Source organism: Micromonospora sp. NBS 11-29 (genome assembly GCF_002140155.1).
Classification (GTDB): Bacteria; Actinomycetota; Actinomycetes; order Mycobacteriales; family Micromonosporaceae; genus Micromonospora.
Genome location: NZ_NAPR01000007.1, coordinates 581,788 through 606,869, shown reverse-complemented (window position 1 = coordinate 606,869; position 25,082 = coordinate 581,788). Strand labels below are relative to the sequence as shown.

Below are 25,082 nucleotides of genomic sequence, written 5' to 3'. Positions count from 1 at the left end.
TGGCACTGGCTTATCAAGCACCCTGTTGAGTTCTCAAAGAACAACCACACACCGCCCGAAAGCACCCCCTCAGGAGCACCCCCGACCCGGGGCATCTCGCTCTTGCATCCCCGCCGCTCTCGCGCCGGGCACTTTTACTACGTTACCCGCTGGTTTCTGCCGTGTCAAACCGGTGTTTCCCGGTTTGTCGTGCATCACCCTTTTGCCGGGCACCACGATGCCGCCGACTCGCATCGGTCGCATCGAGGATTTCGGCAGGACGGCCGTTCGCGGTTTCCCGCTGGCCCGTCCGTTTCCCTGCCGGCCGATAACCTTACCCGGTCGGTTCCGCCTCACCAAATCCGCCTCCCGGCGAACCCGGGGCACCGCCCAGATCCAGGTCCTACGCTCCGGCCTACCAGGATTTTCGCCCTGTTTCGTCCGTTCCGCGCTGGCAGAGAGAAAGTTACGCGCCCGACGGATTGATCGTCAAATCCGCCGGACGCGTCCCGCGTCACACCAAGGGAGCCGGCTCACCCACGCAGCTCGACCCCCGCGAACGAGCGCTTGCCCCGGCGCAGCACGAGGTAGCGACCGTGCAGCAGGTCGCCCGGCGAGACCGTGGCGTCCACCTCGGTGATCCGGGTGTTGTTGACGTAGGCCCCACCCTCGGCGATCACCCGTCGCGCCTCCTTCATGCCCGACACCAGACCCGACTCCTTGAGCAGGCCGGCGACGTCCGGCAACGTGTCCAGGTGCACCAGGCCGGCCTCGGTGAGCGCCGCCCGCAACGTCTCCGGCGAGAGGTCCTCCAGCGCGCCCCGGCCGAACAGCGCCTGGCTGGCCGCCACCGCCTGGGCCATCTCCCGCTCACCGTGCACCAGCGCGGTCAGTTCCTCGGCCAGCGCCCGTTGGGCCGCCCGTGCCTGGGGGCGCTCGGCGGTGGCCTTCTCCAACTCCTCCAGCTCCTCGCGGGAGCGGAAGCTGAAGTAGCGCAGGTAGCGGGTGACGTCACGGTCGTCGGCGTTGAGCCAGAACTGGAAGAAGGCGTACGGGCTGGTCATCTCCGGGTCCAGCCAGACCGCTCCGCCCTCGGTCTTACCGAACTTGGTGCCGTCCGCCCTGGTCACCAACGGCGTGACGAACGCCTGGACCGGGCCGGCGCCGCGACGTCGGACGTAGTCCACGCCGGCGGTGATGTTGCCCCACTGGTCGGAGCCGCCGAACTGGAGCTGGCAGCCGTGCCGGCGGTGCAGCTCGAAGAAGTCGTTGGCCTGGAGCAGTTGGTAGCTGAACTCGGTGAAGCTGATGCCGCTCTCCAGCCGGGCCCGGACCACCTCCCGGGCCAGCATCTTGTTCACCGGAAAGTGCTTGCCGACGTCGCGGAGGAACTCCACCACCGACATCTCGCCGGTCCAGTCCAGGTTGTTGACCAGGTGGGCCGCGTTCTCCCCGGTGTAGGAGACGAACGGCGCGAGCTGGTCGCGGATCCGACCGACCCAGCCGGCGACCACCTCGGGCGGGTTCAGCGTGCGCTCGGCGCTCTCCTTCGGGTCACCGATCTGGCCGGTGGCGCCGCCGACCAGCAGCAGCGGCCGGTGCCCGGCGCGCTGGAGCCGCCGCGCGGTGAGGACCTGCATGAGGTGGCCGACGTGCAGGCTGGGGGCGGTCGGGTCGAAGCCCACATAGAAGGTGGCGGGCCCGGCGTCGAGCAGCCGGCGCAGCTCGTCGAGGTCGGTCGAGTCCTGGATCAGGCCCCGCCACAGCAGGTCTTCGGTCAGGGAGTCCCGCCCCTGCGGGAGGTTGCTGTCGGTCACGGTCACCGATTCTCCCCCATCCCCGGTCCCGGGCCGTACCGGGTTTGCCGTCGGCGGCGCCGACTAGGCTGGCGGCGCCGCCGAGCGCGAGGAGGAACGACGGTGGAGATGCCGGACCTGACCGGGGGCTTCGTGTCCCTGCTGGGGCTGACGTTGGACGAGGTCAGCGGCGACCGGGTGGTGATCCGCTGGCAGGTCCGCCCGGAGTTGCACCAGCCGTACGGGATCCAGCACGGCGGGGTGTACTGCTCGGTGGTGGAGACGGCGGCCAGCGTCGGCGGGTCGCTCTGGCTGGGCGACCGCGGCCGGGTGGTCGGGGTGTCGAACCAGACCGACTTCCTGCGCGCGGTCCGCGACGGGGAGTTGACCGCGGTCGGCACCCCGGTGCACCGGGGGCGGAGCCAGCAGTTGTGGCTGGTGGAGATCACCGACGGGGAGGGCCGTCTGGTCGCCCGGGGGCAGGTGCGGTTGCAGAACCTCTCCGCCGACTGACGTCGGGCTGCCCGATTCGCCGGGTGAAGGGGCGTTGACGCCGATATCGTCGCGTCGATGAGACCGCCCGTTCCCGGCCCGCCGTGAGGAAGCTCCTCGCCGTCACGCTCGGCGTGCTGTCGGCCATCGGCGGTTTCGTCGACATCGGCGACCTGATCGCGGCAAGCCAGGCCGGGGCGTTGTTCGGCATGGCCCACGCCTGGGTGCTGCTGGTCGGGGTGGTGGGCATCTGCGCGTACGCGGAGATGGCCGGCCGGATCGCGGCGGTGAGCGGCCGGGCGGTGTTCGACCTGGTCCGGGAGCGGCTCGGACCGCGGGTCGCGCTGCTCAACCTGGTCGCGTCGTGGCTGGTCACGGTGGTCACCCTCGCCGCGGAGCTGGGCGGGGTGGCGCTGGCGCTGCGACTGGCGACCGGGGTCAGTCACCTGCTCTGGGTGCCGCTGGCCGCGCTGGCGGTGTGGCTGGTGCTGTGGCGGATGCGGTTCGAGCTGATGGAGCGGGTCTTCGGGCTGGCCGGGCTGGCGCTGCTGGTCTTCGCGGTCGCGCTGGTGGCGTTGCCGACCGACTGGGCGCAGCTCGGGCAGCAGGCGTGGCGAATCGGTCCGGCCGGGCACGGCTGGCCGCTGTACTGGTTCGTGGCCGTGGCGCTGTTCGCCTCGACGGTCAGCCCGTACGAGGTCTTCTTCTTCTCCTCCGGCGGGGTGGAGGAGAACTGGGGCGCGGCGGACCTGGCCCGGGCCCGCTCGAACGTGCTGATCGGCTTCCCGGTCGGCGGGTTTCTGGCGCTGTCGCTGATCGCGGTGGCTTCGGTGGCCTACCACCCGTCGGACGCCGCGCTGGGCTCGCTCGACGAGGTGGCCCGGCCGGTGGCGACCGCGCTGGGCGGGGCCGGCCTGGTCGCCGCCGTGCTGGCGTTCTTCGCGGTGACGTTCGGCGCGGCGTTGGAGACCGGACTGTCCGCGGCGTACGCGGCGGCGCAGTACTTCGGCTGGCAGTGGGGCAAGCGGGTCAGCCCCCGCGAGGCGGCCCGGTTCCACAGCGTCCTGCTGGTCGGTCTGCTGCTCGGCGTGGTGATGCTGATGACGACCGTGGACCCTGTGCGGCTGACCGAGTACATGCTGGTGTTGAGCGCGGTGGTGCTGCCGCTGACCTATCTGCCGATCCTGGTGGTGGCGAACGACCGCAACTACCTCGGCGACCGGGTGAACGGGTGGCGGACGAACCTGCTCGGCGCGGTGTTCCTGCTGCTCATCGTCGTCGCCTCGGTGGCGGCGATCCCACTGGCGGTCGTCACGGGGATGGGACCATGAGGCTCCAGCTCGCCAAACAACTGCTCGACCGGCAGATCGTCGACGTCGACGGTCGGCTCGTCGGACGGGTGGACGACATCGCGTTCGCGTACGATGCCGAGGGACATCCGTACGTCGACTGCCTGCTCACCGGGCAGGGTGCCCTCGGGCAGCGGATCGGCGGCCGGATCGGACGGCTGCTGGTGGCGGTCGCCGACCGGTTCACCGACGAACCGCCGGTGCCGCCGTTGCGCATTCCGCTGGCCATGGTGGCCCGGGTGGACAGCGCGGTCCGGCTGCGCTGCCGGGACGCGGACCTGCCGTCCTCACCGGTGGAGTCGTGGCTGCGGCGGCACCTGATCGGGCGGATTCCGGGGGCGGACCGTGCGAGCGGGTGAGCTGCTCGGCCGGACCGTCTACGACCGGCACGGGCGGCGGCTGGGCCGGGTGGTGGACGTGGTGGTGCGCGGTGGGTGGCCGCCGGACCGGTTGCGGATCACCGACCTGATCGTCGCCGGGCACTGGTGGGCGCGGGTGACGAGCCGGCTGATCGGGCCGGAGCTGCATCCCGCCGGCCCGTGGCTGCTGCGGGCCGTCGCCCGGCTGCTCGGGCGCAGCACGCACCAGGTGCCCGCCGACACGGTCCGGTTGCACCCGCCGGTGGCGGGGTTCCCGTTCGGGTCGCCCACGGATCGGCGTTGAGGGTCAACGTCGCGCGTCGTCGAGTTCCGGGGTGACCGCCGGGCCGTCGCCGTCCGGAGCGTCGTCGCCGTCCGGGGCGTCCTCGCCGTCGGAGCGGTCACGGCGGGTACGGCGACGCAGGCGCACCTCGGTGATGGCCCGCTGGTCGACGTCGGCCACCGCCAACTCCCAGCCGTCGACGGTGACCTGCTCCCCCGCCACGGTCGGGATGTGGCCGAGGCAGATCAGCACCAGCCCGGCGACGGTGGTGTAGTCGCCGGCCGGCCGGTTTGGCAGCTCCACCCCGAGGTCGGTGAGGTCGTGCACCGGGAACGTGCCCGGCAGGACCAGCGTGCCGTCCGCCTCGGTGCGCACCGCCTGGAGGTCCCGGTCGGTCTCGTCGTAGATCTCGCCGACGATCTCCTCGAGGATGTCCTCCAGGGTCACGATCCCGTCGACCGCGCCGCGCTCGTCCACCACCAGGGCGATGTGCTGCCGTTCGGCTTTGAACTGGCGCAACGCGTCGACCACGGGCAGTGAGTCGGGCAGCAGCATCGGCGGGCGGGCGATCTCGTCGACCGGCCGGTCGTCGGGGACGCCGACCAGGTCGCGTAGGTGGATGACGCCGACCGCGTCGTCCAGACCGCCGTGGCGGACCACGGGCGCGCGCGAGTGGCCGGTCGCGGCGAGGACGAGCCGGGCGGCGTCCGCCGTGGTGCCGCTGTCGAGCGTGAAGACCTGCAACCGGGGTACGAGGACGGCACGCAACTGCCGGTCGGCGATCTCCACCGCGCCCGCGATGATCGTCCGCTGCTCCTTGGTGAAGCCGTGGTTGCCGGCCACGATGTCGCGCAGCTCGTCCGGCCCGATCTCCTCCGGTTCGCGCTTCGGGTCGAGGCCGAACAGGCGGACCACCATGTCGCTGGTGGCGCCGAGCGCCCAGACCGCCGGGCGGGTCACGCCGGCCAGCACGTCCAGCGGTCGGGCCACGACCAGCGCCCACCGCTCGGCGGACTGCATGGCGATCCGTTTGGGGGCCAGTTCGCCGAAGACGAGCGTGACGAACGTGAGCACCAGCGTGACCGCGACGATGGCGACCGTCTCGGCGGCGTTGCCGAACACGCCGAGCAGCGGCACGAGCGGTCGGGCCAGGGAGACCGCGGCCGCGGCGGAGGCGAGGAACCCGGCGAGGGTGATGCCGATCTGGATGGTGGCGAGGAACCGGTTCGGGTCCTTGGCCAGCCGGGCCAGGGTGCGGCCGGCTCGGCTGCTGCGTTCCAGGCGTTGCAGTTGGCTGTCGCGCAGCGAGACCAGGGCCATCTCGCTGCCGGCGAAGGCCGCGTTGACGATCACCAGCACGCCGACCAGGGCAAGCTGGCTCCAGTAGCTCTGCACGACCGGTTCTCTCCCTCGACCCGAGCGGGGTCGGCCGATGGCCGACTCGCCGCCCGGCGGGCCCGGTCGGCGTGGCCCCTCTGTGCCCCGCCGGCGCGTGGCGCAATCCTGCGGACACACGGAGAACGCGGCCGTGGCGCACGGCTACGACGACGGGCTCGTCGAGGACATCGCGCGAGCGGCCGGCGTGTCCCCCGCACGTTCAACAACTACTTCTCCAGCAAGGCCGAGGCGATCGCCGCCCGGCACCTGGACCGCAGCCGCCGGGTGGCGCAGGCACTCCGGGCGGCCTGGGCCGCCGACAGCGGCACGCCGGACCGGGACGCGGTGCGCGCCGCGCTCGTCCGCTGGTTCGGCCGGCCGCGGAACTGACCGTGGTCTAGGCCGGTGCGGGCAGGTCGAGCACGTACGCCCCGCCCTCCGGGCGGAACCCGAGTCGGTGGTAGTAGGGCGCGACCATGCCCGGTGGGCTGACCACCCGGCGGAACCCCCGGTCGGTGAAGAGCCGGCTGCGCCGGTAGACGAACTCGCCGGGGGTGAAGTCGCGGAACGGCGGAGTCACGTAGTCCAGGTCGATCTGGGCCACCCCGCCGGCCTCGGCGTGCGACACCATTACGCCGACCACCTCGTCGGAGCGGACCACCAGGAACGCCGAGCGGCCGGCGGCGGCCGGATCCCAGCGGAAGGCCGGGTTGAACCGGGCGATGTCGGTGGCGTGCACGCGCAGGGTGTGTGCCAGGAACGCGTCCCCGGTGCCCACCTCCACCACCTGGTAGGTCTGCTCGTCGTGCCGGGTAGCCAGCAGCCCACGCAGGTACCAGAGGTTGATCACGGCCAGCATCACGTTCAGCCCGACCATCGGCCAGACGTGCACGGCGGCGTTGTAGCCGATCAGGATGAGGCAGCCGACCAGGTTGAGCGCACGCAGCCGCAGGATGCGTGTCTGCAGCAGCGACCAGACCAGCAGCGCGGAGCCGGCCCAGCCGACGAGTTCCAGCCAGTTCACCCCGGCGAGACTAGTGGCCGTCCTGGTCAGCCGCCTCGGCGGGCAGCTCCAGCACGTACTCCTCGACCTCGGCGCCGCGGGCCGGAGCGTACCCGGAGTCCTCGCCGATCACGACGAAGCCGCACTTGCGCAGCACCGCGAGCGAGGCGGCGTTGTCCTTCGCGGCGCGGGCGTACACCGGCCGCTGCGGCAGCTCGCGCAGCAGCGCGGTAAGCGCGGCGGTGGCGTGGCCGCGCCCCCAGCGGGCCGGGTCGATCCAGTAGCTGACCTCGGTGCGCTCGCCGACGGGGAAGGCGGCCACCCGGCCGACCAGCGCGCCGTCGACGGTGACCGCGCGGTTGACGATGCGCCCGTCGGCGCGGATCCGCGCCCAGTGCGCGTCGAACGCGGCCCGGTCCGACGGGTCCGGCGGGCCGAACGCGGCCATCCAGTTGGCCTGCGGATCCTGCTCGTGGGCGAAGAACACGGACAGGTCGTCGTCGCGCACCGGACGCAGTCGCACCTCAGGGGTCAGTCGCACCTCAGGGGTCACGGCCGGAGGTTACCCGGACCCACCGACACCGGACGGGACCTCCGGCCCCTCACCACATGTCCCGTGCGGCCCTACCGGTGCGGCCGGCCGCACCGGTACGAAGGAGAAGAGAGGACGGGACCGGCCTGGCCGAGGCCGGCGCCGAGACGTCCGACTCCCGCCAGGAGGGCATCATGACCGCCATCTTCAACCCGACCGGCCCGACGACCGTTCCCCCGGTCCCCCGCCCGGCGTCGCCGGTCTCGACGCCGGGCGCGCCGGCTTCGGTGGGACCGGTGCTGGAATTGCCCGGCGCGCCAGGCGCCGCGCTGGTCCCGGTGACCCGGGACGGCCGCCCGGTCGGCGCGTTCGTCCTGGCCGACGGCCGGGTCCGCTACCGGCGCGTGGCCGATCCCGACCAGCTCGTCGCGGCCGGCACCGGCGCGTTCGCGGTGGCCGCGCTCACCGCCGCCGTGGCGCTGTGGGCCCGCCGCCGCCCACCGGCGGTCGGCGCGGTCACCATGGGCCCCGGCGGCTGGGTGAGTCTCCGCAACGCCCCCGCTCCCCACCCCCGCCCCGATCGCCGCCCCTGGTGGGCCCGTCTCCTGCGGGCCCACCCCCTCCCCCGCTGACACCGGCCTGCGACCGGGCGGGGCTCTGGTCCCGGCGGGTGGGCCCGGGAGGCTCTGCCGGATACGGCGGAAGGGGCGGGAGGGGTGGGGATGGAAGCAACGGACGCGCGCACAAGTACGCCGAGCTGGGGCTCGCCTTCCCGCTGGCGGACACCGCGCCGCCGACCCCGGAGCTGCTGGCCCGGGTACGCGGCCAGTTCGCCGAACGCGGCCTGACCGTCACCTGAGCCGTCCGGCGGCGACGGCCGCCCGCACTAGGATGAACGCCATGTCGATCGTCCGGCCACGACGCCGTCCCGCCTCGCCCGTCCGGTCGCTCGTCGCCGGCGTGACCGGCGTGCAGGCGACCGGGGCAGCGGCCACCGGCGCTCGTGCCCTCGGCGCCACGTCCGTCGGGGCGCTGGCCCTGGGCGCGCTGGCGGTCGGCGCCGTGTCGATCGGCGCGCTCGCGATCGGCCGGCTGGTAATACGCCGCGCGGTCGTCCGCGAGCTGCGCATCGGCCGGCTGGAGGTCGACGAGCTGGTCATCCGCCGCGACGGCGGATGAGTCAGCTCGCCGCCGACGTCGGGTAGCCGTACAGATCGAGCAGTCGCACCCGGGAGGCCTGGAGCCGATCCACCACCACGCTCATGAACCGCGCGGTGAGCTGCCGGCCCAGCGTGTCGTCGAACTCGATCAGCCGGCGTACCCCCTCGGCGGTGAACTCCACCGCGGTGCTGCGTTGGGTGGCCACCGCGCCGAACTGCCACCGGTAGGGCGGGAACAGCCAGGACCAGCCGAGCACGCCGCCCGCGCCGATCGTCTCGATGCCCACGTCACCGCGCCCCGGCACCGGGAAGTCCAGCGCCACCTGGCCACCGCGGACCAACCAGAACCGCTCGGCCGGCTGCCCGGCCCGGAACAGCCGGTGCCCGGGGTGCCAGACCACCGGGCGGGCGTATCCGGTGAGCCGGGGCAGCCACTCCTCGGGCAGCCCGGCCAGGAACGGGTGTACCCGGAGCATCTCCAGCGGGGTCATCACGCGCCTCCAGGATCGGCGGCAGGAAGCCGTGGTTCCATCCCACCCGCTTCCGGCCGGATGCGGCAGGGCCGATGGTCCCGTGCCGCCGGGCAGCCCATCGCGTGCCCGTGCGTGGCGGCGACTCCGGTGCGGGCCGGTACGGCCAGAATGGGCTGAGCCGACCGGAGGGACATTCGAATGAACCGACCTGTCGTGGCGGGGGTGGACGGATCGCCGTCCAGCCTGGCCGCCGCCGACCAGGCCGCCGCGGCCGCGGTCACGCGGTCCCGGCCGCTGCTGCTGGTACACGGCTACCTGCACCCGCTCGGCTACGGCGTGCCGCTCAACCCGTACGACCTCGGGGTTCCGGCGCCCACCGCGGAGGCGGAGAGGATGTTGGAGCGGGTCGCCGCCGACCTGGCCGAACGGCATCCCGGGCTGCGGGTGGAGGTCCGGCAGGTCGCCGGCGGACCGGGCGCGGCCCTGGTCGAGGAGTCACGCCGGGCCGAGCTGGTGGTGGTGGGCAGCCGGGGCGTGGGCGGCTTCGCCGGGCTGCTGCTCGGCTCGGTGGGCGGGCAGCTCGCGCAACACGGCCACTGCCCGGTGCTGGTGGTCCGGCCGGCCCAGGAGCCGATTCCGGTCGGCGGTCCGGTGCTGGTCGGGGTCGACGGCTCCGAGTCGGCGGCGTACGCCGTCGAGCTGGCCGCCGACGAGGCCGACCGCCGGGACGCGGAGCTGGTGCTGGTGCACGTCCGCGCGCCGGAGCGCGGCGCGGCGGCGCCGGAGGCGGCGGCTGACGCGACCACCGCCGGTCGGGCCGAGGCGGCCGAGGTGCTCAACGCCGCCGCCAGCCGGGTGCGGTCGGCACACCCGCGGCTACGGGTGACGGAACGCGCCGTCGTCGCCGCCTCCCCGGAGACCGCGCTGCGGGAGGCGAGCGGGGACGCGTCGCTGGTAGTCGTCGGCTCGCGGGGGCGGGGCGGCTTCACCGGACTGCTGCTCGGCTCGGTCAGCCAGGCCCTGGTGCAGCACGCCCACTGCCCGGTGCTGGTGGCCCACCGCCCCGAGCCGCCCGACGCCTGACACCCGTGACGCCTCAGTGGAACGACACGGGTGTCCGGTGGCCCGCACCGGGCCGGATCAGGCCGGGTCGCGGCCGGCGAGCAGGTCGGCGAAGTCGGTGGTGAGGGCGAACGGGTCGGCCGGGCCGGTCGCGGGCGGCCGGTGGTCGACCTGGTCGGCCAGTTCGGCCGCGGCCCGGCGGATCCGGGACCGCAGCGCGCTGTCGCCGTCGTCGCCGGCCCAGTCCTCGGGCGCGGCGAAGACCGCCGTCGGCAGCGTCACCGCCCGCAGGTACGTGAACATCGGCCGGACCGCGTGCTCCAACGCGAGCGAGTGCCGGGCGGTGCCGCCGGTCGCCCCGAGCAGCACCGGCTTGCCGGCCAGCGCGTCGCGGTCGACCAGGTCGAAGAACGACTTGAACAGCCCGTTGTACGACGCGTTGAAGATCGGTGTCACGGCGATCAGCCCGTCCGCCGCCGCGAGCGTGTCCAGCGTCTCCCGCAGGGCGGCCGGCGCGAAGCCGGTGAGCAGGTGGTTCACCACGTCATGGGCATGCTCGCGCAGCTCCACCGGGCGCAGCTCCACGTCGGCGCCGCGGCCGGCCAGCGCGTCNCGCGGGTGGCCGCGGCGAGCTGGTCGGCGAGCAGGCGGGTGGACGAGGGCTGGCCGAGACCGGCCGAGACGACCGCGAGGGTACGCCGGGTCATCGCTGTTCCTCCTCCGTGGTCGTCGCGGCGTCGCGGGCGGCCAGCAGGCTGGCGTGGGTGGGCGCCTCGGGGACGCCGACCGGACGCATCGAGTCGAACTCCTTGCGCAGCACCGGCACCACTTCCTCGCCCAGCAGGTCGAGCTGCTCCAGCACCGTCTTCAGCGGCAGGCCGGCGTGGTCGACCAGGAAGAGCTGCCGCTGGTAGTCGCCGACGTACTCCCGGAAGCCCAGCGTACGGTCGATGACCTCCTGCGGGCTGCCCACGGTCAGCGGCGTCTGGCGGGTGAACTCCTCCAGCGACGGGCCGTGCCCGTAGACCGGGGCGTTGTCGAAGTACGGCCGGAACTCGCGCACCGCGTCCTGCGAGTTGCGGCGCATGAAGACCTGCCCGCCGAGGCCGACGATGGCCTGCTCGGGCGTGCCGTGCCCGTAGTGGGCGAAGCGCTCCCGGTAGAGGCCGACCATCCGCTGGGTGTGCTCCTTGGGCCAGAAGATGTGGTTGGCGAAGAAGCCGTCACCGTAGTAGGCGGCCTGCTCGGCGATCTCCGGGCTGCGGATCGAGCCGTGCCAGACGAACGGCGGCACGCCGTCGAGCGGGCGCGGGGTCGAGGTGAACGACTGCAACGGGGTGCGGAACTTGCCCTTCCAGTCGACCACGTCCTCCCGCCACAGCCGGTGCAGCAGGTCGTAGTTCTCAATCGCCAGCGGGATGCCGTTGCGGATGTCCTGCCCGAACCACGGGTAGACCGGGCCGGTGTTGCCGCGTCCCATCATCAGGTCCACCCGGCCGTCGGCCAGGTGCTGGAGCATCGCGTAGTCCTCGGCGATCTTGACCGGGTCGTTGGTGGTGATCAGCGTGGTCGAGGTCGACAGGAGCAGCCGCTCGGTGCGCGCCGCGATCCAGCCGAGCATGGTGGTCGGCGACGACGGCACGAACGGCGGGTTGTGGTGCTCGCCGGTGGCGAAGACGTCCAGGCCGACCTCTTCGGCCTTGAGCGCGATGGTGGTCATGGCCTTGATCCGGTCACGCTCGGACGGCGACCGACCGGTGGTCGGGTCGACCGTGACGTCACCGACGGTGAAGATTCCGAACTGCATGACCAGCTCCTCGGGTGCGGCCCGGACCGGTCGGCCCGGGATCGTCCCGCACAACCTATTTGACGAGTCAACTATTCCGTCGGCCGCCACCCCCGCCGTGGCCCGGCTCACCCGGCGGCCCTATCACTCCCCCTACCATCAAGGCCGTCGAGGCATACCTGGAGGAGGTCGACGATTACCCTTGCCGGCCATGACGTACCCCTGGCTCGACGCGCCGGCCGCGGACATCGCGGACACCGCGCGGACCCTGCTCGGCTGGACCGTGTCCGCGAACCGCGTTCACGTCCGGCTCACCGAGGTCGAGGCGTACGCCGGCACCGGTGAGGATCCGGCGTCGCACGCCCACCGCGGGCCGACACCGCGCAACCGGGTCATGTTCGGCCCGGCCGGACAGGTGTACGTGTACTTCGTGTTCGGCATGCACTGGTGCGCGAACATCGTCTGCGGTCGGGACGGCGAGGCGGCGGCCGTGCTGCTACGCGCCGGCGCGGTGGTGGACGGGATCGAGATCGCCCGGCAGCGCCGCCCCCGCGCCTCGGACCGGGACCTGGCACGCGGGCCGGCCCGGCTGGTCACCGCGCTCGGGCTCGATCGGGAGGCAAACGGCACCAGCGCGGTGGACGGGACCGGGCCACTGCTGTTGACCCCACCGGTGGAGCCGGTTGACCCGGCGCTGATCCTCGCCGGGCCCCGCGTCGGGGTGGCCGCTGCGCACGACCTGCCGTGGCGGTTCTGGCTGGTCGACGAGCCGAGCGTGAGCGTCTACCGCCGGCACACGCCGCGCCGCCGGCCCCGTAGCGGCGGCCCACCCGCCTCGCGTTGATCATGAAGTTGACGGCATCACAATCGAAGACACCCATGCTGTTCCACTCACCGGCCGAATCTGGCATGAGTGGAACAGCATGGGTGTCTGCGGCGCCGTGACACACCCATGACGTTCCACTCGCGGGCCGAGTGAGGCGTGAGTGGAACGTCATGGGTGTCTGCGGCCGCTGATGCGGCTATGGCCTTTCACCCGGGCGCCGGGCGGGGCGCCGGTGGTGGGGAACTCGCGCCTGGTCACCTATCGAAGCCAGCCCCCGGATCACCGAAACGCACGGCGATCGGCATCGGCCAGCCGGCAGTGTGCGCGCTGCGGTGGCGGCGAGCTTCGGCAACCTCTGTGCGCTCCCGGCGCGTCTCACCTGCGGAAGGGCACGGCGTTGCGCACGAATGACTTTCAACGGGGTGTTGACAACGGGGGATTCTTGGGTGTGGGATGGACGGCATGGTCACCGTGGACAACGACCCGTTCACCGCTCCGGATGCTGCTCAGGCCCGGGCCCACCGCAACTACGCGGCGTTGCTGCGCATCGCCGAGCGGCATGCCGGCACGAACTCCCGCCGCCGGCGCTACGCGCACCCCGACGTGCCCGACGCCTACGAGGCGGCCACGCTGGTGATGGCGCTCGCCGGGGGCGCGGAGCTGGACGCCGGCGAGGAGCCGGTCGACCAGGCCGACCTGATGGCCGCGCTGACCCTGATCCCGCACGTGCGGGCCGAGGTGGACGTGCTGGAGGCCGGGCTGCTCCAGGTGGCCCGGGGCCGGGGCATGACCTGGCAGGCGATCGCCTTCGGCCTGGGGCTGGGCAGCGCCCAGGCGGCGCGGCAGCGCTACGAACGGCTCACCGTGCGCACCGGCACCGGCGACTGATTCCGCGCGCCTGTCACAGCGGCGGGTGAGACTGTGCCCGACGACGGCGGCACAGGAGGACGCGATGACGCGCGAGGAGATGCTGGCCTACTGCCTGGCCAAGCCGGGAGCCTGGCTCGATCGACCGTGGGAGGGCGACGAGGTGGTGAAGGTGGGCAGCCGGATCTTCGCCTTCCTCGGCTCCCCCGACGGCGAGGCCCGGCTCGGGGTGAAGTGCGGCCCGTCCCGGGAGATCGCCGACGAGTGGCTGCACCGGTTCCCGGACGACGCCCGCCCCTCCCCCTACATCGGCCGGTCCGGCTGGAACACGCTGCGACTTGACGGCGACATCCCGGATGACGAACTGATCGACGCCGCCGACGGGTCGTACGACGCGGTGGTGGCGAAGCTGCCGAAGCGCGAGCGGCCGACGCTCTGAGCCCCGCGCGGCGGGCGACCCTCACCCGACAGAGGCGAGCTGGTCCAGGGCGGACGAACACGCCCGCCCCGGACCAGGTGGATCAGCGGGGTACGACCTGCTCGGCCGCCCAGTCCCGCCAGCCGGCCAGCTTGTCCGCGGCGGCGGCGAGCTGGTCGGCGACCGGCCCGGGGCCGGTGGAGCCCGGGGTGGTGCGGGCGGCCAGGGCCGAGCGCACCGAGAGCACGTCGCGCACCGACGGGTCCAGGTGCTCGCTCACCGCGGCCAGGTNTTGCCGGTGATCTCGTGCGCGTCGCGGAACGGCACGTTGCGCCGGACCAGCCAGTCGGCGACCTCGGTGGCCAGCGAGAAGCCCGACGGCGCGCTGGCCACCAGGCGGTCCACCCGGACCGTCATCGTGGAGATCATCCCGGCCAGCGCGGGCAGCAGCAGCTCCAGCGTGTCGACCGCGTCGAACGCCGGCTCCTTGTCCTCCTGCATGTCCCGGTCGTAGGTCATCGGCAGGCCCTTGAGCATGGTGAGCACGCTCATCAGGCCGCCGACCAGCCGGCCGGACTTGCCGCGGGCCAGCTCGGCGATGTCCGCGTTCTTCTTCTGCGGCATGATCGACGAGCCGGTGGCGAACGCGTCGTCCAACTCGACCCAGCCGAACTCCTGCGAGGTCCAGAGCACCACCTCCTCGCCGAGGCGGGACAGGTGCACGCCGGTCAACGCGGTGACGAAGAGGAACTCGGCCACGAAGTCCCGGTCGGCGACCGCGTCCATCGAGTTGGCGAACGACGTACGGAAGCCCAGCTCCTTGGCGACCGCGGTCGGGTCCAGCGGCAGCCCCGAGCCGGCCAGCGCACCCGCGCCGAGCGGGCTGATCGCGGTGCGCTCATCCCAGTCGCGCAGCCGTTCCAGGTCCCGCAGCAGCGGCTGCACATGGGCCAGCAGCCAGTGCCCGAACGTCACCGGCTGGGCGTGCTGGAGGTGCGTCATGCCCGGCGCGGCGGTATCGACGTGCCGTTCCGCCTGCTCAACCAGCGCCTCGGCCAGCTCGACCAGCCGGGCGGCCACCCCGCGGGCATGGTCGCGCAGGTAGAGCCGCAGGTCGGTGGCGACCTGGTCGTTGCGGGAACGGCCGGCGCGCAGCTTGCCGCCGAGGCTGCCCAGCCGTTCCAGCAGGCCACGTTCCAGGGCGGTGTGCACGTCCTCGTCGTCGATCGTCGGGCGGAACGCCCCGGAGGCGCACGCGGCCTCCAGGTCGTCCAACGCGGCCAGCATCCGACCCAGTTCGTCGGGGTCGAGCAGGCCGGCGCCCGCGAGGACCCGGGCGTGCGCCCGGGAGCCGGCGATGTCGTACGGGGCGAGGCGCCAGTCGAACTGCACGCTCACCGACAGCCGCGCCAGTGCCTCGGCGGGACCGCCGGCGAAGCGGCCTCCCCAGAGGCTCGTCCGATTGGTGGCGGCGCTGTTCTCGGTCAGGCTCTTGTCGTCCACCCCACCCATTGTGAAGGTCACCACCGCTGCTCTCCCAACCGGGCGTCCCGGGCCGCGGCCATGGTGGCGGGCAGGCCCCACAACCGCACGAAACCCTTGGCGAGGGACTGGTCGAACGTGTCGCCGGTGTCGTAGGTGGCCAGGCCGAAGTCGTACAGGCTGGCCTCCGAGCGCCGGCCGGTCACCACCGCGCGGCCGCCGTGCAGGGTGAGCCGGACCTCGCCGGTGACGTGCCGCTGGGCGTCGTCGATGAACGCGTCCAGCGACCGCTTGAGCGGGGAGAACCACAGGCCGTCGTAGACCAGCTCGCCCCAGCGCTGGTCGACGCCGCGCTTGAACCGGGCCAGGTCCCGCTCGACGGTGACCGCCTCCAACTCCTGGTGCGCGGCGATCAGGGCGATGGCGCCGGGCGCCTCGTACACTTCGCGGCTCTTGATGCCGACGAGCCGGTCCTCGACCATGTCGAGGCGGCCCACGCCCTGGGCGCCGGCACGGCGGTTGAGTTCCCGGATCGCCTGGTACGGGGTGACCGTCTCACCGTCGATGGCCACCGGGACGCCCGCGTCGAACGTGATGACCAGCTCGTCGGCGTCGCGTTCCTGCGCCGGGTCGGCGGTGTACGCGTAGAGGTCCTCGATCGGGCCGTGCCAGATGTCCTCCAGGAAGCCGGTTTCCACGGCCCGGCCCCACAGGTTCTGGTCGACCGAGTACGGCGACCGGGCCGTGACGTCGATCGGCAGCCCCTTCTCCTCGGCGAACGCGATCGCCTTGTCCCGGGTCCAGGCGAAGTCCCGGGCCGGGGCGACGACCTTCAGGTCGGGCGCCAGCGCGTTCAGGCCGACCTCGAAGCGGACCTGGTCGTTGCCCTTGCCGGTGCAGCCGTGCGACACGATCGTCCCGCCGTGCCGGCACGCGGCGGTCACCAGATGCTTCACGATCAGCGGCCGGGATAGCGCGGACACCAGCGGGTACCGGTCCATGTAGAGCGCGTTCGCCTTGATCGCGGGCAGGCAGTACCCGGCGGCGAACTCGTCGCGCGCGTCGACCACCTCGGACTCGACGGCGCCGCAGTCCAACGCGCGCTGCCGGATCACGGTCATGTCCTCGCCGCCCTGGCCGACGTCGACCGCGACCGCGACCACCTCCGCGCCGGTCTGCTCGGCCAGGTACGGGATGGCGACCGAGGTGTCCAGCCCCCCGGAGTACGCCAGCACGACCCGCTCGGTCATGTGGTGCTCCCTTCGACGTGCTCGTCCCGGCGGGCCCAGGCGGCGAGCCGGTCGCCCAACGCGGCGCCGCCGTCGGCCTCCCGGGCCACGACGAGGATGGTGTCGTCACCGGCGATGGTGCCGACGATCTCGGACAGGCCGGCCCGGTCCAACGCGCTGGCCAGGTAGTGGGCCGCGCCCGGAGGGGTACGCAGCACGGCGATGTTGCCGCTGGAGTCGACCCCGTTGAGCAGCTCGCGCAGCAGGCGGACCAGCCGGGCGGGCGCCCCCTCGGCCTCGCGCAGCGGGCGGTGCCCGTCCTCCGGGATGAGGTAGACGCCCCGCCCGTCGCCGCCCCGGGCGGTGACCGCCCCCAACTCCTTGAGGTCACGGGAGAGGGTGGCCTGGGTGACCTGGATGCCGTCACCGGCGAGCAGGTCGGCCAGCTCGGTCTGCGAGTGGATGGCCGTGTCGCGGATCAGCTCGACGATGCGGGCGTGCCGCGCGGCGCGGGTCAGCGGAGCGGTCATGCGGATGCCTCCAGGAGAAACGTCAGCAGCGCCTTCTGGGCGTGCAGGCGATTCTCCGCCTGGTCGAACACCGCGCTGCGGGGACCGTCGAGCACCGCGTCGGTGATCTCCTCGCCCCGGTGGGCGGGCAGGCAGTGCAGCACGATCACGTCGGCCGCGGCGTGGTCGAGCAGCGCGTCGCTCACCTGGTACGGCCGGAATGGGGTGGTCCGGTCCAGCCCGTCGTCCTCCTGGCCCATCGACGTCCAGGTGTCGGTGGCGACGACGTGCGCGCCGCGTACCGCCTCGACCGGGTCGGTGAGGACGGCGGCCGAGCCGCCGGTGGCGGCGGCGATCTTCTCCGCGCGGGCCACGATCTCCGGGTCCGGCTGGAACCCGGCCGGGCCGGCGATCCGCACGTGCATCCCGGCGGTCGCGCCGGCCAACAGGTACGAGTGGGCCATGTTGTTCGCCGCGTCGCCCACGTATGTGAGGATCCGGCCGGCGGTGCCGCCGAAGCGCTCCCGCACGGTGAGCAGGTCGGCCAGCAACTGGCAGGGGTGGTAGGTGTCGGTGAGCGCGTTGACCACCGGCACCGTGGCGTGCGCCGCCACCTCGGCGATCCGGTCGTCGCCGTGGGTGCGCAGCACGATCGCGGCGACGTAGCGGGACAGCACCCGCCCGGCGTCGCCGAGCGTCTCGCCTCGGCCGAAGTGGGTGACCTGGGTGTCCACCACGAGGGGGTGGCCGCCCAGCTCGGCGATGCCGACGTCGAACGAGATCCGGGTCCGCAGGCTCTGCTTGTCGAACAGCACCGCCACCGACCTCGGCCCGGCGAGCGGCTGGTGGGCGTACCGGTCGGTCTTCATCCGGGCGGCGAGGTCGAGCACGGCCGCCTGCTCGGCGGGCGTGAGGTCGTCGTCGCGCAGGAAGTGGCGGATCATGCGGGAGCCTCCGTCGGGGTCGTGGCGGCGGACGCGGCGGCGTCGGTGGAAGTGGACGGCGCGGCGGCGGACAGCGCGGCGGGCAGGGCGGCGACGAACGCGTCGGCCTGCGCCACGGTGAGGATCAGCGGCGGGGCGAGCCGGACCACGTCCGGCTGCACCGGGTTGACCAGGAAGCCCGCCTCGCGCAGCGCGGTCGTGACCGCGCCGGAGACCGGCCGGTCGAGCACGATGCCGAGCAGCAGGCCGGCGCCGCGCACCTCGCGCACCAGCGGATGCCCGAGCGCCTCGACGCCCCGCCACAGGCGTTCGCCGACGCGCTTGACGTGGTCGAGCAGCCCCTCGTTGGCGATCGTGGCGATCACCGCGAGCGCGGCGGCGCAGCTCACCGGGTTGCCGCCGAACGTGGTGCCGTGCGAGCCGGGGGTGAGCAGGTCGGCGGCCCGACCGAAGGCCAGGCAGGCACCCAGCGGCAGGCCACCGCCGAGCCCCTTGGCCAGGGTGACCACGTCCGGCTCGACGCCCTCGGCCTGGTGGGCGAACCAGTGCCCGGTACGCCCGACACCGGTCTGCACCTCGTCGAGCACCAGCAACGCGCCGTGCGCGGCGGTGATCCGCCGGGCTGCGGCCAGGTAGCCCGGCGGCGGCACGACCACGCCGTTCTCGCCCTGGATCGGCTCGACGATCAGCATGGCGGTGTCGTCGGTGACCGCGTCGGCCAGCGCGTCGACGTCGCCGTACGGGACGTGGGTGACGTCGCCGGGCAGCGGGCGGAACGGGTCGGCCTTGGCCGGCTGGCCGGTGAGCGCCAGCGCGCCCATGGTCCGGCCGTGGAAGCCGCCCCGGGTGGCGACGACGTGCCGGCGTCCGGTGAGGCGGGACAGCTTGAACGCGGCCTCGTTGGCCTCCGCGCCGGAGTTGGCGAGGAAGACCCGGCCGGGCCGGCCGGCCAGGGCCAGCAACAGCTCGGCCAGCGCCACCGGCGGCTCGGCGACGAACAGGTTCGACACGTGCCCGAGCGTCGCGACCTGCTTCGACACGGCCGCCACCACCGCCGGGTGGGCGTGGCCGAGCGCGTTGACGGCGATGCCGCCGAGCAGGTCCACGTACTCCCGGCCGGTGTCGTCGACCACGACGGCGCCGCTGCCTGCGACGAGCGCCAGCGGCGGCGTGCCGTAGTTGTCCATCATGGTGGCGGTCCACCGCTGCACGAGAGTGCTCATGAGTCGATCACCATGGTTCCGAAGCCTTCCGACGTGAACACTTCCAGCAGCGTGGAGTGGGCGACCCGGCCGTCGACGACGTGCGCGGCGGGCACTCCCCCGCGCACCGCCCGCAGGCAGGCCTCCATCTTCGGGACCATCCCCGACTCCAGCGACGGCAGCAGCTTCGCCAGGTCGTCGGCGGTGATCTCGCTGATCAGGCTCGACGTGTCCGGCCAGTTCGCGTACAGGCCGGGCACGTCGGTGAGCACGATCAGCTTCCGCGCGTTCAGGGCGACCGCGAGCGCGGCGGCGGCGGTGTCCGCGTTCAGGTTGTGCAGCACCCCGTCGGCGTCCGGCGCGACCGTGGAGACGACCGGGATCCGACCGGCCGCGATCAGGTCGGTGACCGCGGAGACGTCCACCGACTCCACGTCGCCGACCTGACCCACGTCGACCGGCTGCCCGTCCACGTACGCCGGGCGGCGCACCGCGGTGAACAGCCCGGCGTCCTCGCCGGAGAGCCCGACCGCGAACGGGCCGTGCGCGTTGACCAGCCCCACGAGTTCCCGGCCGACCTGACCCACCAGGACCATCCGCACCACGTCCATCGCCTCCGGGGTGGTGACCCGCAGGCCGCCCCGGAACTCGCTGGCGATGCCGAGCCGGCCGAGCATGGCGGAGATCTGCGGACCGCCGCCGTGCACCACGACCGGCTTCAGGCCGGCGTACCGGAGGAAGACCATGTCCGCGGCGAAGGCCCGCCGCAGGTCGGGGTCGACCATCGCGTTGCCGCCGTACTTGATGACCACGGTGGCCCCGGCGAACCGGGCCAGCCAGGGCAGCGCCTCGATCAGCGTGGCGGCCTTGGCCTGGGCCCGGGCGAGGTCGGCGGTCAGGCCCGCCGTGCCGGCGCCGTCCGGCGCGCTCACGACGAGTACGCCGAGTTCTCGTGGACGTACCCGTGCGACAGGTCGTTCGTCCAGACGGTGGCGGCGTCCCCGCCCGCGTGCAGGTCGATCCGGACGGTCACGTCCCGGCCGGTGAGGTCCACCTTGGCGCGGTCCTCGGCGGCGGCGCCGCCCCGACACACCCAGACGCCGTTGACCGCGACGTCGACGGCGTCCGGCTCGAATACGGCGGCGGTGGTGCCGACGGCGGCGAGGATCCGACCCCAGTTCGGGTCGTTGCCGAACAGCGCGGTCTTGACCAGGTTGTTCCGGGCCACCACGCGCCCCACCTCGACGGCGTCGTCCTCGCTCGCCGCGCCAACCACGTCGATCGCGACCTGCTTGGTCGCGCCCTCCGCGTCGGCTAGGAGCTGCCGGGCCAGGTCGTGGCACGCGGCGGTGACCGCCTCGGTCAGCTCGGCCCCGGTCGGCTCGATCCCGGACGCGCCGCTGGCCAGCAGCAGCACCGTGTCGTTGGTGGACATGCACCCGTCGGAGTCGACCCGGTCGAAGGTGACCCGGGTGGCGGCGCGCAGCGCGGCGTCCAGGGCGTCCGGTCCGGCCACCGCGTCGGTGGTGAGCACGCAGAGCATGGTGGCCATGGCCGGCGCCAGCATCCCGGCGCCCTTGGCCATCCCGCCGACGGTCCAGCCGCCACCCGGGACCACCGTCGTCTTGGGCCGGGTGTCGGTGGTCATGATCGCCTCGGCGGCCGGGCGGCCGCCGTCGCGGGACAGGCCGCGCACCGCGTCGCGTACGCCGGACAGCAGCTTCGGCATCGGCAGCCGCTCGCCGATCAGGCCGGTCGAGCAGACCGCGACCTCGCCGGCGCCGACGATCAGCCGGGCACTGCTGCCGGTGAGCACGGCGGCGGTGTGCTCGGCGGTGGCGTGGGTGTCCTGGAAACCGGCCGGGCCGGTGCAGGCGTTCGCCCCACCGGAGTTCAGCACCACGGCGCGGACCACGCCACCGTGGACGACCCGTTGGGTCCAGAGCACCGGGGCGGCCTTCACCCGGTTGGCGGTGAAGACGCCGGCGACCCCGGCGTCGGGGCCGTCGTTGACGACGATGGCGACGTCGGCGGCGCCGGAGGCCTTCAGGCCGGCGGCGACACCGGCGGCGCGGAAGCCGCGGGGGGTGGTGACACTCATGGGGACACTCCGAAGACGGACAGGCCGGTGGTCTCGGGGAGACCGGCCATCAGGTTGGCGTTCTGCACGGCCTGACCGGCCGCGCCCTTGCCCAGGTTGTCGATGGCGCTGACCACGATCACCCGCCCCGAGTCGGCGTCCACGGTCGCCTGGAGGTGACAGGAGTTCGAGCCGGCGGTGGCGGCGGTGTGCGGCCACCGCCCCTCGGGCAGCAGGTGCACGAAGGGCGCGTCGGCGTAGGCGGCGGCCAGCACCGCGCGCGGGTCCGCGTCGCCGGTCGGCACCGCGGTGACGGTGGCCAGGATCCCCCGGGGCATGGGGGCGAGCACCGGCGTGAACGACAGGCCGGTCGCGCCGCTGGCCTGCTTGATCTCCGGAACGTGCTGGTGCGCGCCGACCTTGTAGGGCGACAGGTCGCCCATCACCTCGCTGCCGAGCAGGTGGGCCTTGGCCGCCCGACCCGCGCCGGAGGTGCCGGACGCGGCGACCGCCACCACGTCGTCGGGGCGTACCGCGCCGACGGCGATCAGCGGGGCCAACGCCAGCGTGGTGGCGACGGCATAGCAGCCGGTGTTGGCCACCCGCGTCGCGCCGGCGATCTCGGCCCGCTGCCCGGGCAGCTCGGGCAGCCCGTAGGTCCAGGCGCCGGCGTGCGCGCCCCCGTAGTAGCGGGTCCAGGCGTCCGCGTCGCGCAACCGGTGGTCCGCGCCGAGGTCGACCACCTTGACGGTGTCGGGGAGGGCCGCGGCGAGGGCCGCCGACTGGCCGTGCGGCAGCGCCAGGAAGACCAGGTCCGCGTCGGCCAGCACCGCCGGCTCGGTCGCCCCGAACACCAGGTCCAAGCCGACGAGCTGCGGGTGTACGGCGGTGACGGGTTGACCGGCCTGGCTGTGCGCGGTGGCCGCGACCAGGTCGAACTCGGGGTGGCCGGCGAGCAGGCGTAGTAGTTCGCCCCCGGCGTACCCGCTCGCCCCGGCCACCGCTACCCGAATGCCCATACCCACCTCCGCATGACTATGCAGAGAAGGCTAGCAGCGCGTCTCACGCCCTGCAAGTTCATACGGGACGCCGCATGAAGCTGCAGGGCGCGCGGACGGTTACCCGGCCCGGTCAGCCCCGTGTCGCCTCTCGTAGGCGCGAAGGGCGGCGTGCGTCGTCACCGGATCGCCCTCCAGGCTCTGCAGCACCCAGCACGCACCTTCTGCAGGTCGTGGTCGTACTCCAACCTGATCCGGTCCTCCCAGTACGGCCGCGGGCGCTCCCGTACCCGTTCGTCCGGGCTGACCCGCACTCACAGCAACCTGGCGTCCCCGACGAGGAGCCGCCCCCCATGTCCCGGCAGGACATGAGAGTAGAGAGCGGTATACCTCTTAGGCATAATTATGACTCTCAGGTATGTCGTCGGAAAGGTGATGTCGTCCCTACGGCCTGCATGAGCTCGATCGAAAGTCAAGCCCGCAGCCTTGGGCCTGCGGGTTGTCGGACACACTTCGGGGCGTCGGAGACGTCGATCCGGAAGACGCTGCGTGAGCTGCGCTCTGACGACGAGTGACCGCCCGGCCGTCGACGGTTAACAGGGGCCCCCGCCTCTACCGAATGCGTTAAGCGGGGGCCCCTCCTTACACCTCAGGCGCCGCGGAGGGTGGCGCCGTGGCGTTGTGCGGCGAGCGCCACCGCGGCGTCGCGGGCGGCCACCGCCTCCTCACCGGCCAGCGTCCGGTCCGGGGCGCGGAACGTCAGCTTGTACGCCAGCGACCTGCGTCCCGCGCCGAGCTGCGCCGAGGTNCCCGCTGCACCTCGGCCGCCGGCACCGTGTCGTCGACGACGAGCGCCACGTCGATCAGCGCCGGCGGGAACGTGGCGATGACCGGGCCGCTCACCAGCGGCGCGGCGGGCAACGCGTCCAGGTCCAACTCCATCGCGCTGGTGCGCCGGGGCAGCTCCAGCGTGGCCACCACGGCCGGGTGCAGCTCACCGGCGTGACCGACGACGACGTCGTCCACCAGCAGCTCGGCGCAGCGGCCCGGGTGCCAGGGCGCCCGCTCGCCGGCCCGGACGGTGACCCGGTCGGCGGGGATGCCGGCGGCGTCGAGCACCGCCCGACCCGCCTCGACCGCGTCCGCCCAGCCGGCCGCCCGGCCCGGCCCCCACCAGCCGGCCGGCTCGATCTCGCCGCACAGCGCCACCGCGACGTGCCGCGGCTGGTCGGGAACCACCGCGTCGGCGGCGGCGAACTCCTCGTCGGTGGGACGCCGGTCCACGCCCATGGCCGGCGGAGCGCCGACGCCCGCACGGGGGTGGAAGACCGCGCCGATCTCGTAGACCGCCACATCCCGCAGACCGCGGCCGACGTTGCGCCTGACGATGCCGAGCAGCGGGCCGAGCAGCGTGGTGCGCAGCAGCGGCTCCTCCTCCGACAGCGGATTGGCCAGCCGCACCGCCGGGCGGCGCGGGTCGTCGGCCGGCAGGCCGAGCTGGTCGGCCAGCTCCGGCGCGACGAACGGCTGCGCCAGCACCTCGACGTAACCGCGCTCGGCGAGCGACCGGGCGACCGCCCGGCGACGCTGCTGCTGCCAGGTCAGGCCCCGGCCGGGCGGCGCGGTGGGCAGCGCCGACGGCACCCGGTCGTACCCGTCGAGGCGGACCACCTCCTCCACCAGGTCGGCCGGGTCGGTCAGGTCGGGCCGCCAGCTCGGCGGCGTCACGGTCAGCACGTCGCCGGCGCCCCCGGCGGCCACCCCGGCCGTGCCCGGGTCCTCGCCGAGCCGGTCGGCCCCGCGCACGACCGCGCAGCCGACCTGCTCCAGCAGCTCCACCACCCGGTCGGCCGCATAGGACACGCCGATCCGGCGCGACGGCAGGTCCACCGGCAGCGTGACCGGCGACAGCGGGCGGACGTGGTCGAGGTCGAGCACCTCCGCGCCGGCCGTCCCGCCGGCCAGGCCGGTGAGCAGCCGGACCGCCTTCTCCAACGCGACCAGCGGCAGCGTCGGGTCGACGCCCCGCTCCCAGCGCTTGGCGGCCTCGCTGAACAGCTTGTGCCGGCGGGCGGTGCGGCCGACCATGGCCGGGTCCCAGTGCGCGGCCTCGAACAGCACGTTCGTGGTGGAGGCGAGCACCTCGCTGGTCTCCCCGCCCATCACCGCGGCCAGCGAGATCGGACCAGAATCGTCACAGATCACCATGTCCTCCGGTGCGAGCACGCGGACCACCCCGTCGAGTGTGGTCAGCTTCTCCCCCGGCTCGGCCCGACGCACCACCAGCGGCCCGACGATCCGGTCCGCGTCGAAGGCGTGCATCGGCTGACCGAGTTCGAGCATCAGGTAGTTGGTGATGTCGACCGGCAGCGAGATGCTGCGGACGCCGGCCGCGGTGAGCCGCTGCCGCATCCACCCGGGCGTCTCGACCGTCGGGTCGACGCCACGCACCATCCGGGCCGCGANCGCGGACCTCGACCGGGTACGCCGGCTCGGCGGTCCCGCCGGTGGCCGGCGCGTCGGCCGGGTCGCGGAACGGCACCCCCAGCGCGTGCGACAGCTCCCGGGCGATGCCGCGCACGCTGAGGGCGTACCCGCGGTCCGGGGTGACCTCCATCTCGACCACGACGTCGTCGAGGCCGACCACCGGCCGCGCGTCGTCGCCGGGGCGGGCCTCGACGTCGGCGGGCAGCACGACGATGCCCGAGTGGTCGTCGCCCAGGCCCAGCTCCTGCGCCGAGCAGATCATCCCGTGGGAGTTACGCCCGTACGTCTTGCGCGCGCCGATCGCGAACCCGCCGGGCAGCACGCCGCCGGGGAGGATCACCACGACCTTGTCGCCCGGGGCGAAGTTGCGCGCCCCGCAGACGATCTCC

At 73.5% G+C, this 25,082-nt stretch carries 24 protein-coding genes and 3 pseudogenes; 11 read left to right on the top strand and 16 right to left on the bottom strand.

The annotated features are described in order from the left end of the window. Positions 1 to 512: 512 nt before the first annotated feature. The gene (tyrS, locus tag B1205_RS13065) at positions 513 to 1,796 is read right to left on the bottom strand and encodes a tyrosine--tRNA ligase (RefSeq protein WP_089155884.1); all 1,284 of its coding nucleotides are present in this window, start codon (positions 1,794 to 1,796) and stop codon (positions 513 to 515) included. A gap of 108 nt (positions 1,797 to 1,904) precedes the next feature. Here tyrS and B1205_RS13060 point away from each other — a divergent pair, with 108 nt between their 5' ends. From B1205_RS13060 to B1205_RS13045, 4 genes are all read left to right on the top strand, one after another. Further along, the gene (locus B1205_RS13060; RefSeq protein ID WP_176308569.1) at positions 1,905 to 2,288 is read left to right on the top strand and encodes a PaaI family thioesterase; all 384 of its coding nucleotides are present in this window, start codon (positions 1,905 to 1,907) and stop codon (positions 2,286 to 2,288) included. An 83-nt stretch (positions 2,289 to 2,371) separates the two neighbouring features. Further along, the gene (locus tag B1205_RS13055) at positions 2,372 to 3,598 is read left to right on the top strand and encodes an NRAMP family divalent metal transporter (RefSeq protein ID WP_089155821.1); all 1,227 of its coding nucleotides are present in this window, start codon (positions 2,372 to 2,374) and stop codon (positions 3,596 to 3,598) included. Further along, a complete protein-coding gene (locus B1205_RS13050) occupies positions 3,595 to 3,975 on the top strand; it encodes a hypothetical protein (protein ID WP_089155820.1) in 381 nt (126 codons plus the stop codon). Before B1205_RS13055 ends, B1205_RS13050 begins: the two co-directional genes overlap by 4 nt. Then, the gene (locus tag B1205_RS13045; protein ID WP_089155819.1) at positions 3,962 to 4,279 is read left to right on the top strand and encodes a PRC-barrel domain-containing protein; all 318 of its coding nucleotides are present in this window, start codon (positions 3,962 to 3,964) and stop codon (positions 4,277 to 4,279) included. Before B1205_RS13050 ends, B1205_RS13045 begins: the two co-directional genes overlap by 14 nt. A gap of 3 nt (positions 4,280 to 4,282) precedes the next feature. On the opposite strand, the gene B1205_RS13040 is transcribed toward B1205_RS13045, so the two are convergent. The 3 genes from B1205_RS13040 to B1205_RS13025 form a co-directional block, all read right to left on the bottom strand. After that, a complete protein-coding gene (locus B1205_RS13040; protein WP_089155818.1) occupies positions 4,283 to 5,653 on the bottom strand; it encodes a hemolysin family protein in 1,371 nt (456 codons plus the stop codon). 379 nt (positions 5,654 to 6,032) lie between these two features. Further along, complete coding sequence (locus B1205_RS13030; protein WP_089155817.1) at positions 6,033 to 6,659, bottom strand: hypothetical protein; 627 nt, start codon at positions 6,657 to 6,659, stop codon at positions 6,033 to 6,035. Positions 6,660 to 6,669: 10 nt separating this feature from the next. Beyond that, positions 6,670 to 7,173: a GNAT family N-acetyltransferase gene (locus B1205_RS13025; RefSeq protein ID WP_089155883.1), complete on the bottom strand. Its 504-nt coding sequence runs from the start codon at positions 7,171 to 7,173 to the stop codon at positions 6,670 to 6,672. A 191-nt stretch (positions 7,174 to 7,364) separates the two neighbouring features. Between B1205_RS13025 and B1205_RS13020 the strand changes: the two genes are divergently transcribed. From B1205_RS13020 to B1205_RS13010, 3 genes are read left to right on the top strand one after another with little or no spacing between them, the layout of a single operon-like run. Next, positions 7,365 to 7,802, top strand: coding sequence for a hypothetical protein (locus B1205_RS13020; RefSeq protein WP_089155816.1), 438 nt, complete (start codon positions 7,365 to 7,367; stop codon positions 7,800 to 7,802). A gap of 38 nt (positions 7,803 to 7,840) precedes the next feature. Then, entirely contained in the window at positions 7,841 to 8,029 is a 189-nt protein-coding gene (locus tag B1205_RS31365; protein WP_089155815.1) for a hypothetical protein, read from the top strand. Positions 8,030 to 8,070: 41 nt separating this feature from the next. Continuing rightward, positions 8,071 to 8,349, top strand: a complete 279-nt coding sequence (locus B1205_RS13010; RefSeq protein ID WP_254909888.1) for a hypothetical protein — start codon at positions 8,071 to 8,073, stop codon at positions 8,347 to 8,349. A gap of 1 nt (position 8,350) precedes the next feature. Here the strand turns inward: B1205_RS13010 and B1205_RS13005 are convergent, their stop codons facing one another. Then, entirely contained in the window at positions 8,351 to 8,821 is a 471-nt protein-coding gene (locus B1205_RS13005; protein ID WP_089155881.1) for a cyclic nucleotide-binding domain-containing protein, read from the bottom strand. A gap of 174 nt (positions 8,822 to 8,995) precedes the next feature. Between B1205_RS13005 and B1205_RS13000 the strand changes: the two genes are divergently transcribed. Then, positions 8,996 to 9,886, top strand: a complete 891-nt coding sequence (locus tag B1205_RS13000; RefSeq protein ID WP_176308568.1) for a universal stress protein — start codon at positions 8,996 to 8,998, stop codon at positions 9,884 to 9,886. 57 nt (positions 9,887 to 9,943) lie between these two features. Here the strand turns inward: B1205_RS13000 and B1205_RS12995 are convergent. Both B1205_RS12995 and B1205_RS12990 read right to left on the bottom strand, forming a co-directional pair. Then, positions 9,944 to 10,572, bottom strand: a pseudogene (locus tag B1205_RS12995) (FMN reductase). Further along, the gene (locus tag B1205_RS12990; protein WP_089155880.1) at positions 10,569 to 11,672 is read right to left on the bottom strand and encodes an LLM class flavin-dependent oxidoreductase; all 1,104 of its coding nucleotides are present in this window, start codon (positions 11,670 to 11,672) and stop codon (positions 10,569 to 10,571) included. The pseudogene B1205_RS12995 and the gene B1205_RS12990 overlap by 4 nt, the downstream one beginning before the upstream one ends. A gap of 190 nt (positions 11,673 to 11,862) precedes the next feature. Here B1205_RS12990 and B1205_RS12985 point away from each other — a divergent pair, with 190 nt between their 5' ends. The 3 genes from B1205_RS12985 (at position 11,863) to B1205_RS12975 (ending at position 13,783) form a co-directional block, all read left to right on the top strand. After that, the gene (locus B1205_RS12985) at positions 11,863 to 12,495 is read left to right on the top strand and encodes a DNA-3-methyladenine glycosylase (RefSeq protein WP_089155813.1); all 633 of its coding nucleotides are present in this window, start codon (positions 11,863 to 11,865) and stop codon (positions 12,493 to 12,495) included. 435 nt (positions 12,496 to 12,930) lie between these two features. Then, positions 12,931 to 13,365: a DNA-binding protein gene (locus B1205_RS12980; RefSeq protein WP_254909887.1), complete on the top strand. Its 435-nt coding sequence runs from the start codon at positions 12,931 to 12,933 to the stop codon at positions 13,363 to 13,365. A gap of 64 nt (positions 13,366 to 13,429) precedes the next feature. After that, a complete protein-coding gene (locus B1205_RS12975) occupies positions 13,430 to 13,783 on the top strand; it encodes an MmcQ/YjbR family DNA-binding protein (protein WP_089155812.1) in 354 nt (117 codons plus the stop codon). An 82-nt stretch (positions 13,784 to 13,865) separates the two neighbouring features. Here the strand turns inward: B1205_RS12975 and argH are convergent. The 9 genes and pseudogenes from argH to pheT form a co-directional block, all read right to left on the bottom strand. Next, a pseudogene (argH, locus tag B1205_RS12970) lies at positions 13,866 to 15,274 on the bottom strand (argininosuccinate lyase). A gap of 8 nt (positions 15,275 to 15,282) precedes the next feature. After that, entirely contained in the window at positions 15,283 to 16,494 is a 1,212-nt protein-coding gene (locus tag B1205_RS12965; RefSeq protein ID WP_089155811.1) for an argininosuccinate synthase, read from the bottom strand. Then, positions 16,491 to 17,003: an arginine repressor gene (locus tag B1205_RS12960; RefSeq protein WP_089155810.1), complete on the bottom strand. Its 513-nt coding sequence runs from the start codon at positions 17,001 to 17,003 to the stop codon at positions 16,491 to 16,493. The genes B1205_RS12965 and B1205_RS12960 overlap by 4 nt, the downstream gene beginning before the upstream one ends. Then, positions 17,000 to 17,926: an ornithine carbamoyltransferase gene (argF, locus tag B1205_RS12955; protein ID WP_089155809.1), complete on the bottom strand. Its 927-nt coding sequence runs from the start codon at positions 17,924 to 17,926 to the stop codon at positions 17,000 to 17,002. Before argF ends, B1205_RS12960 begins: the two co-directional genes overlap by 4 nt. Further along, on the bottom strand, positions 17,923 to 19,149 hold the full coding sequence (locus B1205_RS12950) for an acetylornithine transaminase (RefSeq protein ID WP_089155808.1): 1,227 nt from the start codon (positions 19,147 to 19,149) through the stop codon (positions 17,923 to 17,925). The genes argF and B1205_RS12950 overlap by 4 nt, the downstream gene beginning before the upstream one ends. Beyond that, a complete protein-coding gene (gene argB, locus B1205_RS12945; RefSeq protein WP_176308567.1) occupies positions 19,146 to 20,027 on the bottom strand; it encodes an acetylglutamate kinase in 882 nt (293 codons plus the stop codon). Before argB ends, B1205_RS12950 begins: the two co-directional genes overlap by 4 nt. Before the next feature lie 29 nt (positions 20,028 to 20,056). Continuing rightward, positions 20,057 to 21,229 (bottom strand): bifunctional glutamate N-acetyltransferase/amino-acid acetyltransferase ArgJ, encoded by a 1,173-nt coding sequence (argJ, locus tag B1205_RS12940; protein ID WP_089155806.1) that lies wholly within the window; start codon positions 21,227 to 21,229, stop codon positions 20,057 to 20,059. Then, positions 21,226 to 22,227: an N-acetyl-gamma-glutamyl-phosphate reductase gene (argC, locus tag B1205_RS12935; protein ID WP_089155805.1), complete on the bottom strand. Its 1,002-nt coding sequence runs from the start codon at positions 22,225 to 22,227 to the stop codon at positions 21,226 to 21,228. Before argC ends, argJ begins: the two co-directional genes overlap by 4 nt. Before the next feature lie 628 nt (positions 22,228 to 22,855). Then, a pseudogene (gene pheT, locus B1205_RS12930) lies at positions 22,856 to 25,082 on the bottom strand (phenylalanine--tRNA ligase subunit beta); the annotation flags it as partial.

What these genes read in the sequence shown, in the direction of transcription:
- B1205_RS13060 (WP_176308569.1), top strand. Translation starts at nt 1,905, where the DNA reads ATGCCGGACCTGACCGGGGGCTTCGTGTCCCTGCTGGGGCTGACGTTG.
- B1205_RS13050 (WP_089155820.1), top strand. Translation starts at nt 3,595, where the DNA reads ATGAGGCTCCAGCTCGCCAAACAACTGCTCGACCGGCAGATCGTCGAC.
- B1205_RS13020 (WP_089155816.1), top strand. Translation starts at nt 7,365, where the DNA reads ATGACCGCCATCTTCAACCCGACCGGCCCGACGACCGTTCCCCCGGTC.
- B1205_RS13010 (WP_254909888.1), top strand. Translation starts at nt 8,071, where the DNA reads ATGTCGATCGTCCGGCCACGACGCCGTCCCGCCTCGCCCGTCCGGTCG.
- B1205_RS13005 (WP_089155881.1), bottom strand. Translation starts at nt 8,821, where the DNA reads ATGACCCCGCTGGAGATGCTCCGGGTACACCCGTTCCTGGCCGGGCTG.
- B1205_RS12990 (WP_089155880.1), bottom strand. Translation starts at nt 11,672, where the DNA reads ATGCAGTTCGGAATCTTCACCGTCGGTGACGTCACGGTCGACCCGACC.
- B1205_RS12985 (WP_089155813.1), top strand. Translation starts at nt 11,863, where the DNA reads ATGACGTACCCCTGGCTCGACGCGCCGGCCGCGGACATCGCGGACACC.
- B1205_RS12980 (WP_254909887.1), top strand. Translation starts at nt 12,931, where the DNA reads ATGGACGGCATGGTCACCGTGGACAACGACCCGTTCACCGCTCCGGAT.
- B1205_RS12975 (WP_089155812.1), top strand. Translation starts at nt 13,430, where the DNA reads ATGACGCGCGAGGAGATGCTGGCCTACTGCCTGGCCAAGCCGGGAGCC.
- B1205_RS12965 (WP_089155811.1), bottom strand. Translation starts at nt 16,494, where the DNA reads ATGACCGAGCGGGTCGTGCTGGCGTACTCCGGGGGGCTGGACACCTCG.
- B1205_RS12960 (WP_089155810.1), bottom strand. Translation starts at nt 17,003, where the DNA reads ATGACCGCTCCGCTGACCCGCGCCGCGCGGCACGCCCGCATCGTCGAG.
- argF (WP_089155809.1), bottom strand. Translation starts at nt 17,926, where the DNA reads ATGATCCGCCACTTCCTGCGCGACGACGACCTCACGCCCGCCGAGCAG.
- B1205_RS12950 (WP_089155808.1), bottom strand. Translation starts at nt 19,149, where the DNA reads ATGAGCACTCTCGTGCAGCGGTGGACCGCCACCATGATGGACAACTAC.
- argJ (WP_089155806.1), bottom strand. Translation starts at nt 21,229, where the DNA reads ATGAGTGTCACCACCCCCCGCGGCTTCCGCGCCGCCGGTGTCGCCGCC.
- argC (WP_089155805.1), bottom strand. Translation starts at nt 22,227, where the DNA reads ATGGGCATTCGGGTAGCGGTGGCCGGGGCGAGCGGGTACGCCGGGGGC.